We start from the raw sequence: 15954 nt of genomic DNA, 5'->3' as shown, positions 1-15954 counted from the left end.
TCCTGGCGTCATCAATCCTTGTTGTTGAACACTTCGATGGCGGCCAGGTGCATGGCCGCGCGCTCCAGCACCTCCGTCTTGCCGTCCCCGTCGCTGCGGCCATCGGCCGACGAGCCATCTTCCAGCTTCACGGCAAACTGGACTTGCGGCGCCAGCTGGGGGGCTGGCGGCACGCCATCGACGGGACTGTCGTCGCCCTCATATTGAAAGATGAATTGCTGATCGGCCTTGCCTTCGGCAAAGCTTGGCAATTGCACTGCCATGCTTTGCGGGTCATTGAAGACGAAATTGGGTGCATTGAAGTTCAGTGGCGACTTGCTGCCAAAGGTGATGCCGTCGCCGATGCGGATGAAAGCGCCATGCTTGGAAATCAACACAATTTCATCGGCCATGCCCGTCAGCTTGCCCTCGCTGGCGGTGAGCTTCAAATTTTTCGCCGCGTTGAGGTCCATGTCGTCATGCTGGCTTTGCAGCAGGAACTTGCCATGGTGGGCGATGGCGCGGATGCCGTCCGCATGGGCAAACAGCGAAATGCCCTTGCCCGCGTTCACACTGTAGCGCTGGCCCGCCACCGCTTGCAGATGCTGCTGCGCCACCGTATCGATGCTGCCGGCGGCATAGCTGATGATGGCCTTCGAACTGGCAAAGCTGATGCCGGCCGGCGCCGTGACAGCAATCGCCGCCGCACCGCCCAGCTCGGCACGGGGCTGCGTATTGCTGCCGCCTTCCCAGCTTTTCAAGCTGTGCTGCAGCTCCTGCTGCGCTTCATCCGTATTCTCCAGCGCCTGATTCGTGGCAGCATAGCTGCCCAGCGAGCGAAACAATTCCAGGCAATTTTCCATCAGCCCCAGATATTCGCTGCGTGCCATGTGCCCGCCGTCGCCGTTCAGGCGCTTCCAGGCAGAAATCAGCATGCCCTTGCCCGCCCGCATCGCCAGTTGCTCATCGGTACGCAGCTCGGCGCCCTCGCCGCGCGCCTCTCCCTGGCCATTGCGCCGGTCCTGCGTCAGCCAGCCCAGGTTGAGCTGGGTGGAGCCATGGTCGCTGGCAAGCTGGGCATTGATTTGCCCATGCACATCATCGAAACGCAGCTGGTTGCCACGTGTGCCCTTGATCTCGCGGCTCTGGATGCCGGACAAATAACGGTTGCCGGGCAAGTCGCCCGCCTTGCTCAATGCGATCGGCAACGCACTGTGGTTGTACAGCTGTCCCACGATGATGGGCCGGTCCGGGTCGCCGCCGAGGAAAGCCAGCAGGACTTCGCTGCCCACGCGGGGCAAGCCCAGATAGCCGCACGGCTGCATGCTGCCAGGTCCGCTTCCCGCCCAGCTCGACGCGACTCTTACCCAGGCCGAATCGGCATCCGTGTCGGATGCGCCCGTGCCGCCTGCATGCTCATGGTCCACCTTGCGCGTGGCGGGAAAACGCACCTTGACCCGGCCCATGGCGTCGCAATGAACCTCTTCATTCGCCGGCCCCACCACCACGGCGCTTTGCATGGTAACTGGCGGCAGGTCGATGCGCGTGTCGTAGGCCGGAACGATGGCCACGCCGCGCCGCACAGCGCTCAATTCGATATGCATGCGCAAGGGGCCATCGTCCACCGCCGTCGCCAGTTCGCGCTGCGGCAGCGATGCATCATCGGCCAGCCAGCGATTGCGCGCGAACAAACGCGCCACCCTGGCGGCCAGTTCCCGGGGTAAATTATTCTGCGCCGCCACCTGTAGCGCCGTCACGACAAAATCGCGCTCGGCCGGCGGAAGTGCGTCGATATCGGGATGTTCGGCCAGGCTAAAGTATTCGCCCGGACACAGGTCGCGCACGCTGCCCTCGGCATGAAAACAATGGCTTTCGTAGTCATGCTGCTGCATGGCCAGCATGCCCAACTGGCACAAGGCATCATGATCGCTCCCCGCACGTGGCGGCAGCACGCGGTAATCATCGAGGCTGGCGGCAACGGCATTGCCATGCATGCCTTGCCGGCCCTGCCCCATGGCGTCGGCAGTCATGAACGGCCGCGCGCGTGGATGTTCCTCATTCCAGCTATGGCGCGTCACCTTGCCCGCCTGCAACTTGCGGACTTCGTTCCACGACGTCAGGGTGTCGCGCTGTTCCGTCGCGCGGTCCGCGTGATAGCGCACGGTATCGGCCATGTTTTTCCGCAAGCCATCGGCATGGTTGAACAGCACCAGGGTATGTGCCGGCTCGGCATGCGCATCCGCATTGCCTTCCGCTCGAAAAAACCAGGCGACGCCGCTGCGCTTGAGCAGGCGCCGGACGAAGGCCGCATCGGACTCATTGTGCTGCATGACAAATTCGCGCTGTGGATACGTCTGTGCCTCGAAGAAATCGGCAAACACATACTGGAAGGCATGCCCCAGCACGGAATTGCTGCGTATCCATTCGTCGAGCAGGATCTTGATGATCTCGATATCCGTCAGGCGCCGGAAAACACGCGTATTGCTGCGCTTTTCCATGATGGCGAAGGCGTCCGTCAGCACCAGCTGATAGCTGGCCAGCGCGCCATCGCTGTCACCGGCACTCGCTTGCGTAACGATGCCGCAGATGCTGCGCAACTTCCCCTGGTCGGTGACGATATCGATAGCGGCGGGTAAGGCGATGAAACTGCTCAGCGGCAAATCCGCATGCGTCGAGACGCACAGCACACGGTATTCGATCCCGCCACAGATGGCCTCGCTTCCGGCGACGCGCTGCGGTATCAGCGCACCGGCGGGCACCTTTGGGGATACGCCCAGGCGCAGGCGCAAGGGACGTTCGCCACCCGATATCGAATCATCACCGTCCATGGCGTTCTCCTCATTCTTACTTGCATTTAATCAAGCTGGAGAAACGACAATGCCATGGGACGGCAAGGAAATACTTGATATTTAGTAAGAATTCTCCAAGGTTCCCAATACTTCCATCAATCTTTGCCGCTTCGCCAGCAGGGTGGGATCAAACGCCGTCCACTGCTGCAGCCGCAACGCATACGCGGGCGCCATCATCCAGCCGAACACCTCCGCCTTGTCTTCCTCGGGGCCGTAGGCGGCGTACAGGCTCACCAGCCCGGGCTGCGGGTGGCCCAGGTTCTGGAAACCCTTGCCGTAGGCCTTGGCGCCGCCCTGGCCATAGGCTGTGCCGGGCGGGTTCAGGGCCAGCCAGGCGGGGTCGCGGTAATAGAAATCGTTGAACAACCGGTATTCGATGAAGTGGTAATACTCGTGGTGCACGCGCAGCTCCATGCCGGACGGACACAGGGCGGCCAGCAGGTTGTCGGCATAGACGACGCTGTCGATTTCCGGCGCCGGCATGGCCAGGCGGCGCTGGCCGTCCACGCTCAAGTCCTTCACCAGCACGACGTGGCGCAAGCCCGTGCGCGCGAAGACGCCGGCCGGGTAGCGCTCCATGGCCGGCAAGACGATGCTGAGCAACAATTGCAGCCCGGCACGGTCCTGCGCCGAGTCCGTAAAGGCGTGCGCCTCGCTGCCGGGCATGGACAAGGTCCAGGCGGGCGACAGCTGCAGCGCCGCCAGGCGCGCCGTGGCGATGGCCTGCAATTGCGCCACGCTGGCGTCCTTGGGTGCGACGGGCGCATAGCGCACGTTCCAGTCGCACTCGCTGCGCATGCTGTCTTGCTGGGCGGCACGCTCGAACGCTTGCGTGTAGGCAGCCGATGGCGCGGACGGGCCGCCGGCGCAAGCGGACAGCAATACAACGGCAAGACAGGACAGCAAACGGCAAGCAGGCATGGGATCTTTCACGGGCATAAAAATGGGGCGCAATTGCTGCGCCCCATTGTACAAGCTGCTAGTTCCTTACAGCATCAGCGCTGGTAATTCTTGAAGAAATTCCAGCTGATCACGGTGGCGTCCGGGCCCAGCTCATCGCTGAATGGCCAGCCGGGAGGGCCGCCGCTCCACGCGTGGTTCATGCCCTCGACCGTGTACTTTTGCGCGATGACGGCGCCGTTGTGCAGGTAGGTGTCGATGGTATAGCTGCGGCCGTACGGCACCGTCTGGCGCACGATGCTGTCGGCACGGTAGCGCACGCTGTCGTTGTCGAGGCCATCGTCGCCGTAATCGCTGGTCTGCAGGAATTGCTCGATGGTCTGTTCGCCGTTGACGGGATTGACGACGATGTCGGAAGTGCCGTGGAACACCATCGTTGGCATCAGCCGGCGCGGCGAACCGGAGCAGCGCCAGGCATCCTTGCCGCGCACTTTCGGGTCGAAGGAACTGCCGTTGAACAGCGAGTCGGCAGCCGTGAGCAGGCCGGTGGCGCCCTTGTACATGCCGCCCGAATGCACCATCACGGCAGCGAACACGTCGGAATAACAGGCGGCCATGATGGACGCCATGGCGCCGCCGGCCGAGATGCCCGTCACGTACACGCGACTGTCCTGCACCGCATATTTGCTCTTGACCTTGTTCAAGATGCCCATCAGCACGGCCGGTTCGCCCGTGCCCCGCTCCTGGTTCAGCGGCAACATGAAATTCCAGCAGCGCATGGGGTTGGCCGTGACGTTCTGGCGCGGGTAGACGACGATGAAGTTTTCACTGTCGGCCAGCTGGTTGTAGCGGCTGACGGCAGCCATGCTGTTCGGCTCGGAACCGCAGCCGTGCAGCATCAGCACGACGGGCAGCGGCGTATTCGGATTGTAATTGCTCGGCAGCCAGACCTGGTATTCGCGCGAGCCCCACAGGCTCGCGTACAGGCCGAAGTCCCACTGCCCGGCGGCAGCCGGCAACGCGGCCAGCAAGCCGCAGGCGGCGATGAGTGCAGATAACAAGTGACGCAGTTGTTGATGCAGATGTGCCATGCCAGTCTCCTGATTATTATTCACGACGAAAACAGCGACAACGACCCGGCTTGACGCCCGTCAAGCCGGCACTTCCGACCCGCGAGGCCGGACCCAGCGGGTCCAGCCCCGGCAGTGAAGAACTCTAAAATTTGTAACCGGCCTTGGCGATGATCTGGCGCGGCGGTCCATAGAAACCGTCGAGGATGAACACGGCGGGAATGTTGTAGCCATCCGTGCGGTAGCGCTTGTTGCCCAGGTTGCTGCCATGCAAGCTGAAGGTCCAGTTCTTTGGCGCTTCCCACACGACGCCGGCCGTCCAGATGCTGTAGCCGCCCTGCGCCAGGGTTTCGCTCAAGTCCGTCGTCGGGTAGACCTTGCTGCGATAGCCATAGCCGACCATGCTGCGCAAGGCACCGCCGAACACGTCGCGGTCCGTGCGCGTCACGTTCAAGCCCACTTGCCGGGCTGGCGTATTGCTGAACTTTTGCGTATCCGCAATGTTCTTGCCTCCGCTCATGAACTCGTCATAGTTGGCATCGAGCAAGGCGAGGAAGCCGTTGACTTCCCACTGGCGGTTCGGCCGCCACGAGAATTCGAACTCCGCGCCTTTCACGGTGCCCTTGCCCGCATTCGTGAAGTCGCCATAGAAGCCCGGCACGCCGCCCGGCTGCACATAGCTGGTGAAGACTGACAATTGAATATCCTTGTAGCGGTTGTAGAACAGGGCCACGTTGGCGTCGAAGGTGTCGTCGGGCGCCGCATACTTCATGCCCACCTCCAGCGCGTCGAGTTTTTCATCCTTGTAGGGCCGCGCGGAATCGGGCACCACGAGGTTGTTGGCGCGCACGTTGTAGCCGCCCGACTTGAAGCCGCGCGACAGGTTGCTGTAGAAATTCGTCGTCTTCGACGCTTCATAGCGCACGGAAATTTTCGGCGAGGTATTGCTCACCGACAAGGACTTGTCGAAGTCGGCCGCCGTCTGGATGGGCCGCGTGAAGCCCACATCGGCAAAAGCGCGGTTGAGCACGATGGCGCGCTTTTCCTCGCGCGTGTGGCGCAAGCCCGCATTGATGCTCCACACCTTGCCCAGCGGCCAGGTCCAGTCCGTGTACAGCGCCGTGCTGTCCGTCTCCACCGTGCTGACGGCGGCCGTAAACTGGCGCCCCAGGAAGTTGTTGTAGATGCCGCCGCCGGCCGTGCCTTCGAAGCGGTACAGGCCGATCACGCCGGCGCCGTAGTCGCCGCTGTACGAGGCCTGCAATTCCAGGCTTTTCTGTTCGTCGCGCGAGTCGCCGAAGACGTCGGCGATGGGCAGCGGCAAGCCGTCAAAGTCGATGGTTTGCTCGGAGGTGCTGCGCCGCTTGGCGCCGATCACTTTGACGGACCAGTCGTTCGACAAGGTGTAGTTGGCCACCAGCGAACCGCCGCGGTTATGCGTGAAGTTGTTGCCCGGCATGCCGCTCTGGATGTCATATGCATCCTTGCTGGCGGGCCGCTTGAGCGGGTCGAAGGCGCTTACGCCCATGCGCTGGAAACCGCGCACGCCCGATTTGTCGTCCGTGGCGTCCAGGCTCAGCACGACGGTGAGCGGGATGTCCTGCGGAAAGTAGCCGACGGACAGGCGCGCGGCCGTGCTGTCCTGGTCGCTGACCTGTTCGCCATTGAACGTATTGCGGCCGAAACCATCGCGGTCCAGCTTGGCGGCGGCCAGGCGCGCGCGCCAGGTGCCGCTCTCGTTGGCCACATTGAAGGCGGCCTTGAAGTTGCGCTGGTTGTAATTACCGATGCCCACTTCCGCCGAGGCACCGTTTTCCTTCGCCAGGGGGCGCGAAATGTACTTGATGGCGCCGCCGATGGTGTTCTTGCCGTACAAGGTGCCTTGCGGGCCGCGCAGCACTTCGATGCGCTGCACGTCGAACACGTCGAGCAGCGCGCCTTGCGGACGGGCCATGTAGACGTCGTCAAAATAAATACCCACGCCCGGGTCCACGCCCCAGACGGGGTCGGCCTGGCCCACGCCGCGGATAAACGCGGTCAGGGTGGTATTCGTGCCGCGCGAAGCGTACACGGTCAGGTTCGGCACGCGCTCCTGCAGGTCGGCCAGGTTCTGGATATTCGCCCGTTCCAGGGCCTTGGCGGAAAACGCCGTGACGGCCAGCGGTACGTCCTGCAGCCGTTCTTCGCGGCGGCGGGCAGAGACCGTCACGGTTTCCATGCGTTCTTTTGCGTCGCTGGCTTCCTGGGCGCTGACAGCAGTGGCCTGGCTGGCCTCCTGCGCCTGGGCCTGGGTGGAAAAGCTGAAGGCACCGGCAACGGCAAGGGCGGCGGGCATCAATTTCAAAGCAAGTTTCATAGCGTCTCCAATGTCAGGCTTGCTTACCACCAGGGAAGACGGCCGGAGGCCAGGATCACAAGACGTCAAGGTACCCGCGCACGTGAAGCGAGCACCTGCCCTGCGATGACTGTTTCCCGGCCCCTGCCCGTGCGGCGAGTGGCCTGTTTATTTTGAATGTGTGGCGAGGAAGGACTGCAACAAGGTATTCACACGCTGCGCCTGGTCCAGGGGCGTGGCATGGCGCGAGTTCGCGATGATCTCGATCTCGCACTGCTGAAACTGTGCGGCAAAGGCCCGCTTGCTGGCGACGGGCGTGTAATCCTGGTCGGCCGCCATGATGAAGACGGGCATGGCCAGGGCCTGGAAATGGATGTCGATATCCCAGTGGAAAATGGCATCGAGCGCGGCCAGGTAGGCACGCTTGTCCATGCCCGCCATCTGCGTGGCGAAGCGCTCGACCAACGCTTGCTGGGCCGGCTCGGGGAACAGTTTCTTGCCGATGATCTTGCCCATGGCTTTCAGGCCGAAGGTGGCGATCACCGTGCGGCGCAGCCAGTAGGCAAACAGCAGCGCTGCCGGCTTGCTGCCCTGAAATGGTTGAGAATTGATCAGGCACAAGCTGGCCACCCGGCCCGGGGCACGGTTGGCCATTTCCAGGCCCACCATGCCGCCCAGGGAAAAGCCGACGATGTGCGCGCGTGGCACGTCGAGCTGGTCCATCAGATTGAAAAGGTCGTTGGCGAAGTCGCCGATCTGCCAGTCGCCGTTTGGCGCGGGACTGGCGCCATGGCCGCGCAGGTCGGGCACGATCAGGCGAAAGCTGCTGCCGAGGGCATCGATCTGCGGACGCCAGTCTTCGGCGCAGGAACCGAGGCCGTGCAACAGAAAAATAGGCTCTGACTGCGCGGGATCGCCCTGCTCCCTGCCCAGGTCGAGGTAATGCAATGGAACATCGGATGTCGTGTGACGCCGCATTCTGTCTCCTTGCTGTTGAACATGCTTTGTGTTCAGGTGCAGGAATATGTTTTCCTGCTGTTGGAAAACATAATACGGAATCCGAATTCCGATTTCAAGTTAAATCGCTAAATATCTCAAGTCAGGTAATTTAAAGCAACACGCACCAGTTCATCCTCGAGCGCCGCGCCCGACAAAAAGGATAGCGAACCCGTCAAGGTATGCTGGTTCAGGATGCCCAGCAGCACGGGCGGCACGACCATCATCGCCTGCGTGGGGTTCGGGTGGCGGATGCTGGACGATTTGCTGGCCAGCACGGCGACCGTGCGTTGCGAGATCAGATGATTGATCTGGTGCACCCTGTCGCGAAATTGCGCATCCTGCGACGCACGCGTGATCAAGGCGCGCAAGACGCCGCTGCGCCCGCCATTCACGGCCACGAACATGGCCACCATGGCGCGGATGAACTCTTCCAGGCTGCGCCCTTCCCACTGGCGCAGTTCCGTCAGGGTCTCGACCTTTTCCACCATGTCGGAAAAAAAGCGCTGCAGCAGCAAGCGGCTCAGGGTGTCCTTATCGCCCAATAAACGGTAAAACGTGCCCACGGAGGTTTCCGCCAGTTTGGCCAGGTCGGCCACGCCGATTTCATCGAAACGGTTTTCCGCCAGCAACTGTTCCCCCACCAGCAGCAGGCGCTCGAACGCCTGCTTGCTGCGCGCCTGAGTGGGCTCCGGGGGAACGATCATCTGCGGGAAGGGCATCGGAAAGGAAGGCATGCGGCGTCGGCGTCTCTCGATAGTGGAACCGTGGTTCCGTTATGGGAGCACGTATTGTAACGCGGGAGACGGCCGATGGGGAGCGCCGCGTGGCGCCCTGGCGTGTGCTACCTGCCTTGCCACTCCATGTAGACGTCGGCGCGCTGGTAATGCGCGTCGCCGGCGGGCCGCGCCACATGGGTAAAACCGCTGCTTTCGTACAGGCGGATGGCGGGCGCCAGCTTGCTGTTCGACTCGAGGAACAGCAGCTTGGCGCCGCTGGCCTCGAAGGCGTCGAAGGCCCGTTCGATCAGCCGGCGCGCAATGCCCAGGCCCTGGCATTCCGGCGTGACGGCCATCTTCGACAGCTCGATGCTGTCTCCGCCGGCACGGATCAGGGCGCAGGTGCCGACGATCTTGCCGTCCAAACGCGCGAGGAAAATCTGCCCGCCATCGTCGAGGATCGAGCGTTGCGGATCGGACAGCACCTTGTCGTCGAGCGCCTCGACATAGAAATAGCGTTCCAGCCAGGCAATATTGAGGCGCTTGAAGTCGGCCGCGTACTGGGCGTCGTACGCGATGATCTCCACGGCCGCCCGCTCGCGCTGTCGCCGGCAGGCGGCGATCGTTTCGCCGAAACCTTGCGATTGCAAGCGCGCTTCGGCCCGGTCCAGGCTGGCCATCAGTTGCGGCGTACCGTGTTCGAAGACCGTATCGACGGCCGCGCGCACGTCGTCCCACAGGGCCGCCATGTCGCGCAGCAAGGCTTGCCCCGCGTCGGACAGCGCCAGCAGCCGGCGCCGCTCATCCTTGGCGTCCGGCAGCTCCGTCACCACGCCCGCGTCGAGCAGCTTGCGCCCCAGTTGCACCACCACCGGATGCGTCTGCCCGATTTGCGCGGCCAGGGCCGTGATCGCCGTGGGACCGTTGTCGCGCAGCAGCAATAACAAGGGGAAACAGCGCGACGTCAGCTCGACGCCGGCCGCCAGATAGCTGGTATCGACGCCCGCATACAGTTGATCGGAAAGACGGCGCAGGCGGCTGGCCAGCATCAGCGAGCCGTAGGTTTGCAGGTTGGAGGACATGTTGAGCAGAATATAGGTAAGTAGTTACGTATACCCTAACGTAAACGGGCTTTCGGCGTCAAGCGTCAGCGTTTACTCCTCGTCATCGGCCAGCGCCGCCCGCAGTCTGGCCGCAAATACCTCTCCGATCAGTTCGTCCAAGCCCGGCCACACCTGCGTCAGCCAGCGCTTGCCCTCCTCGCTCACCTCCACGTACGGCGCGTCGCGCGTCGCGCAGGCCCGGCCAATCGCGATGACTTGCCCCGCATCGTCCAGGCCGCCCGCGATCATGGCATCGATGGGGAATACGATCAGCCCGGCGGTCAGATGCGGACGCAGCAGGCAGGCGGGCGCGATGATGGCGAACGATGCTTCCACATAACTCCAGCAATTGGTGGGCCAGTGGGCAGCCTTGACGGCCTCGAGGAAGGCCGCGTCGCTGATCGTTTCAGGATGGGCTTGCGCCCGCGCATAAAAGGCGGCCAGGGCGACGAGTTGCGGCGGAGAAGTCCAGTTGGGCATAGCGCATTGATCCAGGCAAAGCCGCACCGGGCTGGCGGCAAAGGCGGACTGTAGCATGTTCAATCAGCACGCTGAAACACCAATGGTCGGGGCATAATCATGTCCGCCGCCACTCTCGCCAGCCACAGCCATGCCAACAGCCTTTGAACTCTGGAAAGCCGAATTACTAATTGTGGGCAACATCGTCCAGGATGACGATACCTCCACGCCGCCCGATGAAGCCCAGCGGCGCTTCCAGCGCTACTGCGCCATGCTCGATGCGCTGACGGGGAATGAGGGCGCGCACTACGCGCTGGCGATTGTGCAATCCGTACAGGCCGAGCACGATTACGGCGCCTACCAGACGGCCAGCCGCGCCGCCTGGCGTTTCGGCGAGACGGCGTATTGCACCGCCCTGCTGCACGAACTGCCGCGCCTGATCGCCACCCTGCCCGACTGGGCGGGTGACTTTCTCGTCGGTATCGCCAACGGCGCTGGCACACCCCATGCGTCGGCCATCACCTGCTTCAACACCCTGCTGGCCGCCGCGCCGCCCGCGCAGCAGGCGCTGATCGCGGCATTTATTGCCACGGAAGAAGACGATGGCTGGTTTGAGCATTGCCCGGGCGTGCTGGGCGCCGCTGCCGGCGAACGCTACGCGGGCATCATGCCGGGCCAGGATGGCGCCGCCGGCTACCAGTTGTTCCTGCTGCCCGGCGAGGCCGATGCCCTGCCCTGGCAAGCCGCGCTAGCCTGGGCCGCGGCGCGCGGCGCCTGCCTGCCGACGCGCAGCGAGCTGGCCTTGCTGCACGCCAACCTGGGCCATGCCTTCCCGGATGCCTGGTACTGGTCGTCGGAAGCGGACGCCATCCTGCCCCGCATGGCGTGGAGCCACGATTTCGACAACGGCACCCAGTACAACTATCGCAAGACTTATTCAGGCCGCGCCTGCGCCGTGCGCCGGGTCACATTGGCGCCATCGGCCGACGCGCCCATCGCCCTGCAGCCGGGCGAACGCTATGCCGGCCTGATCCTCGGCTGGGATGGCGCGCCCGATTACCACCTGGTGCTGCTGCCGGGCGAGTACGAGCAGGAGAACCATTCCTGGCAAGCCGCATCCAACTGGGCTGCCAGCCTGGGCCACAGCCTGCCGGATCGGCGCGAGCAGACCTTGCTGTATGCGACATTGAAAGAGGCGTTCCGGCCGAACTGGCACTGGTCAAGCGAGCCTGGCGACATCGAGGACGAAGCCTGGTGCAAGGATTTCGACACGGGCGTCGCCTACCAGAACGCGCGCGCGTTTGACGGCTACGCGCGCTGCGTGCGCCGGGTGCTTGCTTAGTGCTTGTATAGTGCGCGTTTGCTCAGGCGAGCGTTCCCCAATCATCAAGGAAACCCATGCTGTTATCACTCGACGATCCCATCTGGCCCACCCTGGAAGGCGGCTACCGCATGCCCTACGACGTGGCCGGGGCGCTCAAGGCCATGCAGGCGGGCGAGGACGTCTGGCATGAGCTGTGGGAAGAGCTGCACCACCAGGGCGACGTGGGCGTCGCCTCGTATGCTGCCGTGCCCCAGCTCGTCCACCTGCTGGGCAACGCACCATCGCGCGCGGAAGATTTCTATGCGCTCATCACCCTGATCGAGCTGGAACGCCACCGCAAGCACAATCCGCCGCTGCCGGACTGGCTGGCCGCCAGCTATCAGGCGGCCTGGGCGCAGTTGCCCGCCATCGCCGCGCGCGACCTGCAGGGCCAGCTGGACCCCGTCATGCTGGAATCCGTGTTCGCCGTGCTGGCCCTGGCCAAGGGCCAGCTGCGGCTGGGCGCCCTGCTGCTGCACATGGACTCGTCCGAAGCGGACGAGTGGCTGGAAGAGCGTCTCGGCTGGAGCGCAGTCTACGGCATAGACGCCTAGGGGCTAAAAGCGCTCGTCGCGCAGCGCCGGCAGCACCAGTTCGCGCACGAACGAGGCATTCGACAAGTTCAGCAGCATGCGCACGACGGCAACGACGTCATGTACGGGAATCAGCTCACCCTCGCCCCGCGCGGCAGCGTCCGCCAGCGGCACGGACAAGCCATCGTAGGTATTCAAATAGCCCAGTTGCAGCGCCGTCACGGCCAGCCCCTGTGCGCGGAAACCTTCGCGCAAGGCGTCGGCGATGCCGTTCAGGGCGAATTTCGAGGCGCTGAACGTCACTTCCGGGCGGCCGCTCTGGCGCAGGCCGGACGTCGACCCCGTGAGTATCAGCTGCGGCTTGCTGCTGGCCAGCAAGCGCGGCACCAGGCGCTTGAGCAGCAATATCGTCGCCGTGATGTTGGTATTGACCATGTCGACGATGGCCTCGTCCGCATCGCCGAGAAAAGCGTAGTCATCGCTGAAGGCCTTTTCTTCCCACACGCCCAGGTTGTAGATCACCGCGTCCAGCACGGCGGGCGCTTCGCGCGCGATGCGTTCGACGGCCTCGGCGGGCGCGGCCAGGTCCGCCGCGATCCATTGCAGCTGTGTGCCCTGGCCGGCAGGCAAGTCGGCAGGTTGCTGGCGCGATACGCCGATGACGGCATGTCCGTCAGCGAGCAAACCGTCCACCAGCGCGCGTCCCAGGCCCCGGCTGGCGCCCACGATCATGATGTGCATACTGTGTCCTTTCCAATGAAGTCAACGCTGATGATAGCGGCGTTGTATTAAGAGCAGCTGAGGCTGCTCCCCATACGCGCCGCATTTACTCACGCGGCGGAAATGCGTATGCTAGATCTGGCAATCTCCGATAACATACAAGAACGAGACACATGCCTACTTCCAACACCGCCGCCATCAACGCCGCAAGCCGTCCCCTCACCAAACAAGACTATAAAACCCTGTCGCTGGCCGCCCTCGGCGGCGCGCTGGAATTCTACGATTTCATCATCTTCGTCTTCTTTGCCAACGCCATCGGCCAATTGTTCTTCCCGCCGGAAATGCCGGATTGGCTGCGTTTGCTGCAAACCTTCGGCATCTTCGCCGCCGGCTACGTCGTGCGTCCGCTGGGCGGCATCGTCATGGCCCACTTCGGCGACTTGCTGGGCCGCAAGCGCATGTTTACGCTGTCCATCCTGATGATGGCCGTGCCGACCCTGCTGATCGGCTTGCTGCCGACGTATGCCAGCATCGGCCTGGCGGCCCCGCTGCTGCTGCTCTTGATGCGCGTCTTCCAGGGCGCGGCCGTGGGCGGCGAAGTGCCGGGCGCCTGGGTGTTTGTGTCCGAACACGTACCGAGCCGTTTCACGGGCTTTGCCTGCGGCGTGCTGACGGCCGGCCTGACTGTCGGTATTTTGTTGGGTTCGCTCGTCGCGACGGGCTTGAACACCGTCTACACGCCGGCAGAAATCACCGATGGCGCCTGGCGCTATCCGTTCTTGCTGGGCGGCCTCTTCGGCTTTGGCGCCATGTATTTGCGCCGCTGGCTGCATGAAACCCCCGTCTTTGCGGAAATGCAGCAGCGCAAGGCGCTGTCCACGGAAATGCCCTTGAAATCCGTGCTGCGCAGCCACCGCGGCGCCGTCGTCGTATCGATGCTGCTGACGTGGATGCTGTCGGCCGGCATCGTCGTCGTCATCTTGATGACGCCTGCCCTGCTGCAAAAGATCCACCACATCGCGCCGCGCACCACCCTGGTGGCCAATACCGTGGCCACCCTGTGCCTGGCCTTCGGCTGCATCATCGCCGGCATGCTGGCCGACCGCCTGGGCGGCAAGCGCGTGATCTTCACCGGCTCCGTGCTGCTGGCCATCAGTACGTATCTCTTCTACACCACCGTCGGCAGCCGCCCCGACCTGCTGCTGCCCCTGTACGCGATGACGGGCCTGTTCGTCGGCGTCGTCGGCGCCGTGCCCTACGTGCTGGTGCAGGCGTTTCCGGCCCAGGTGCGCTTCTCGGGACTGTCGTTTTCCTACAACTTGTCGTATGCGATCTTCGGCGGCCTGACGCCCGTGGTCGTAACCCTGATGCTGAAAAACAACGTGCTGGGCCCCGCCTATTACGTGATCGGCGTGTGCGTGGTGGGCATGCTGACGGCGCTGTTCATCAAGGACCAGCGGCAGACGGTAGGACGCTAGACTCGGGCAGCGCGCGGGCTTGCCTCGCGCGCTGCAGCAATTGCCCCGGCAACCGATCAAGAAAATAGCAATAGAAAGTCTTCAAAGGAATTTGAAATCTTTCGCCAGTAATCATCGTCCCACAAGATGACGGATGGCATGCCCCGGGCACCCCTGAAATCGAGACAGAATTGACTGCCGTCACCGGCCATGCCGAAACAAATGATTTCTGTAAAATCAACGATGTCAGGCATGGCTCCCGGGCCAGCACTGCCGCTTCCAGGCTCCCCATAGCAGCCATCGCCGACGAAATACGCCCCAAGCTTCGCTGTCTGAGCAGTCAGTTCGACGGCATCCGTATAGATGTGAGCCAATTCCGTCTGCAAGGTGCGACCGAAAGAATCGAGCTCCTCCTTCAGTCTCAAATTGCAAAATCCTGCCGCATTCCGATATCTTGCGGCAAAAGCAATATACTCGACGGGTAAATCCATACCGTTAATCTGCATCGCTGACGTTACCTTTCACAAGCGGATCATGATATTAAAACAAATTTACCTCTACCCCGACCTGGTGGAGTTCCAGGGCCGCTCGCAAGACGTTGCCATCATCCGGGATCAGACTCGCCATATCTGCAATTTCCTTGAACGCCAGCTGGCAACATTCAAGTTCAATTGCGAAAAATTCAATAAAATTTGCATCATCGGCTGCAGCGCCCCGCTGCGCGCAATGTATCTCGTGTCAAGCAATGCCCTGGCGGTGCCTGTCGTCTTTGACATCGACCGCTGCCGCGCCATCCCTACCCACCTGCTTGCCGCGTATTACATCGACCTGCTGGTCATCGGGCTAACGCGGGCAGCGTCGGAATTGGCCATTCCGCTCGACGACTTGCTGCGCTGGCTGGATGCATTCAAGGCTGGCGGTTACCGCAATGCATGGACATTCAAAGACAAAAATTTTCGCCACGCCGGCATACGGTGCCGCCTCGATTGCAGCATGACGCTTGATGCATTCACGTTGAAGCTGCATGTGAGCAAAAAGGGAGAAACAATTTGCGACCGCGTCATCCTCGTCACGCCGCCAGATGAAGTAGCTTTTCATTACAGATTTAAAGATGTAATCATTGAGGACGACAAGTTGATGGTGACCACAAAGATCACCGTTGGAGACGGGCATATTTTGTACTCGGTACCGCTGTCAGAATTGACTGCCGGCGCAATCGAGTCACCTTCCCTAGGTGCAGACGGCAATACCATGAATCGGCCGGTGGCAGGAGTGCCCTGAGCGCTAGGCCCAGGTCGCATCCACCATCTGGCTGTGGGTGGGTGCCATGCACGATGAGGCCAGCCCGGCTGGCCAACTGCGCCAAACCACACAGCACGGAGCCACACGCCGGCCAACGCCACCTTCGGGTGGTTTTTTTTCGCCCCGATTTGTCGCGCTGCACCAAATTCTGAAAAGACGTTTCACATCG

Annotated in this window: 14 protein-coding genes; 4 read left to right on the top strand and 10 right to left on the bottom strand. The window is 62.6% G+C overall.

All coding sequences use genetic code 11. The annotated features are described in order from the left end of the window. Positions 1-11: 11 nt before the first annotated feature. The 8 genes from JAB4_RS07300 to JAB4_RS07265 form a co-directional block, all read right to left on the bottom strand. The gene (locus tag JAB4_RS07300) at positions 12-2807 is read right to left on the bottom strand and encodes a type VI secretion system Vgr family protein (RefSeq protein ID WP_070218170.1); all 2796 of its coding nucleotides are present in this window, start codon (positions 2805-2807) and stop codon (positions 12-14) included. A gap of 81 nt (positions 2808-2888) precedes the next feature. Further along, positions 2889-3749, bottom strand: coding sequence for a hypothetical protein (locus JAB4_RS07295; protein WP_070218198.1), 861 nt, complete (start codon positions 3747-3749; stop codon positions 2889-2891). A 74-nt stretch (positions 3750-3823) separates the two neighbouring features. Then, a complete protein-coding gene (locus JAB4_RS07290; RefSeq protein WP_070218171.1) occupies positions 3824-4819 on the bottom strand; it encodes a PHB depolymerase family esterase in 996 nt (331 codons plus the stop codon). Positions 4820-4943: 124 nt separating this feature from the next. Next, on the bottom strand, positions 4944-7154 hold the full coding sequence (locus JAB4_RS07285) for a TonB-dependent receptor (RefSeq protein ID WP_217494572.1): 2211 nt from the start codon (positions 7152-7154) through the stop codon (positions 4944-4946). 147 nt (positions 7155-7301) lie between these two features. Next, positions 7302-8111: an alpha/beta hydrolase gene (locus JAB4_RS07280; protein WP_083287264.1), complete on the bottom strand. Its 810-nt coding sequence runs from the start codon at positions 8109-8111 to the stop codon at positions 7302-7304. 116 nt (positions 8112-8227) lie between these two features. After that, entirely contained in the window at positions 8228-8866 is a 639-nt protein-coding gene (locus JAB4_RS07275) for a TetR/AcrR family transcriptional regulator (protein ID WP_070218173.1), read from the bottom strand. Between the two features lie 107 nt (positions 8867-8973). Beyond that, complete coding sequence (locus tag JAB4_RS07270) at positions 8974-9930, bottom strand: bifunctional helix-turn-helix transcriptional regulator/GNAT family N-acetyltransferase (protein ID WP_070218174.1); 957 nt, start codon at positions 9928-9930, stop codon at positions 8974-8976. Between the two features lie 72 nt (positions 9931-10002). Continuing rightward, complete coding sequence (locus JAB4_RS07265) at positions 10003-10431, bottom strand: hypothetical protein (RefSeq protein ID WP_070218175.1); 429 nt, start codon at positions 10429-10431, stop codon at positions 10003-10005. A 130-nt stretch (positions 10432-10561) separates the two neighbouring features. Between JAB4_RS07265 and JAB4_RS07260 the strand changes: the two genes are divergently transcribed. Continuing rightward, complete coding sequence (locus JAB4_RS07260; protein WP_139143716.1) at positions 10562-11752, top strand: DUF1566 domain-containing protein; 1191 nt, start codon at positions 10562-10564, stop codon at positions 11750-11752. Between the two features lie 56 nt (positions 11753-11808). Continuing rightward, positions 11809-12327 (top strand): hypothetical protein, encoded by a 519-nt coding sequence (locus JAB4_RS07255; RefSeq protein WP_070218176.1) that lies wholly within the window; start codon positions 11809-11811, stop codon positions 12325-12327. 3 nt (positions 12328-12330) lie between these two features. Here JAB4_RS07255 and JAB4_RS07250 read toward each other — a convergent pair whose 3' ends face one another. Then, positions 12331-13047: an SDR family oxidoreductase gene (locus JAB4_RS07250; protein ID WP_070218177.1), complete on the bottom strand. Its 717-nt coding sequence runs from the start codon at positions 13045-13047 to the stop codon at positions 12331-12333. Positions 13048-13199: 152 nt separating this feature from the next. On the opposite strand from JAB4_RS07250, the gene JAB4_RS07245 reads away from it, so the two are divergent. Continuing rightward, on the top strand, positions 13200-14504 hold the full coding sequence (locus JAB4_RS07245) for an MFS transporter (RefSeq protein ID WP_070218178.1): 1305 nt from the start codon (positions 13200-13202) through the stop codon (positions 14502-14504). Positions 14505-14560: 56 nt separating this feature from the next. Here JAB4_RS07245 and JAB4_RS07240 read toward each other — a convergent pair whose 3' ends face one another. Beyond that, entirely contained in the window at positions 14561-14974 is a 414-nt protein-coding gene (locus tag JAB4_RS07240; protein ID WP_175444780.1) for an SMI1/KNR4 family protein, read from the bottom strand. A gap of 43 nt (positions 14975-15017) precedes the next feature. On the opposite strand from JAB4_RS07240, the gene JAB4_RS07235 reads away from it, so the two are divergent. Continuing rightward, positions 15018-15764: a hypothetical protein gene (locus tag JAB4_RS07235; RefSeq protein ID WP_070218180.1), complete on the top strand. Its 747-nt coding sequence runs from the start codon at positions 15018-15020 to the stop codon at positions 15762-15764. The last annotated feature ends 190 nt before the right edge of the window (positions 15765-15954 follow it).

The organism is Janthinobacterium sp. HH102 (assembly GCF_001758625.2).
Classification (GTDB): domain Bacteria; phylum Pseudomonadota; class Gammaproteobacteria; order Burkholderiales; family Burkholderiaceae_D; genus Janthinobacterium.
Note: the sequence above shows the minus strand (reverse complement) of the source record. Positions and strands in the feature narration are given on the sequence as shown.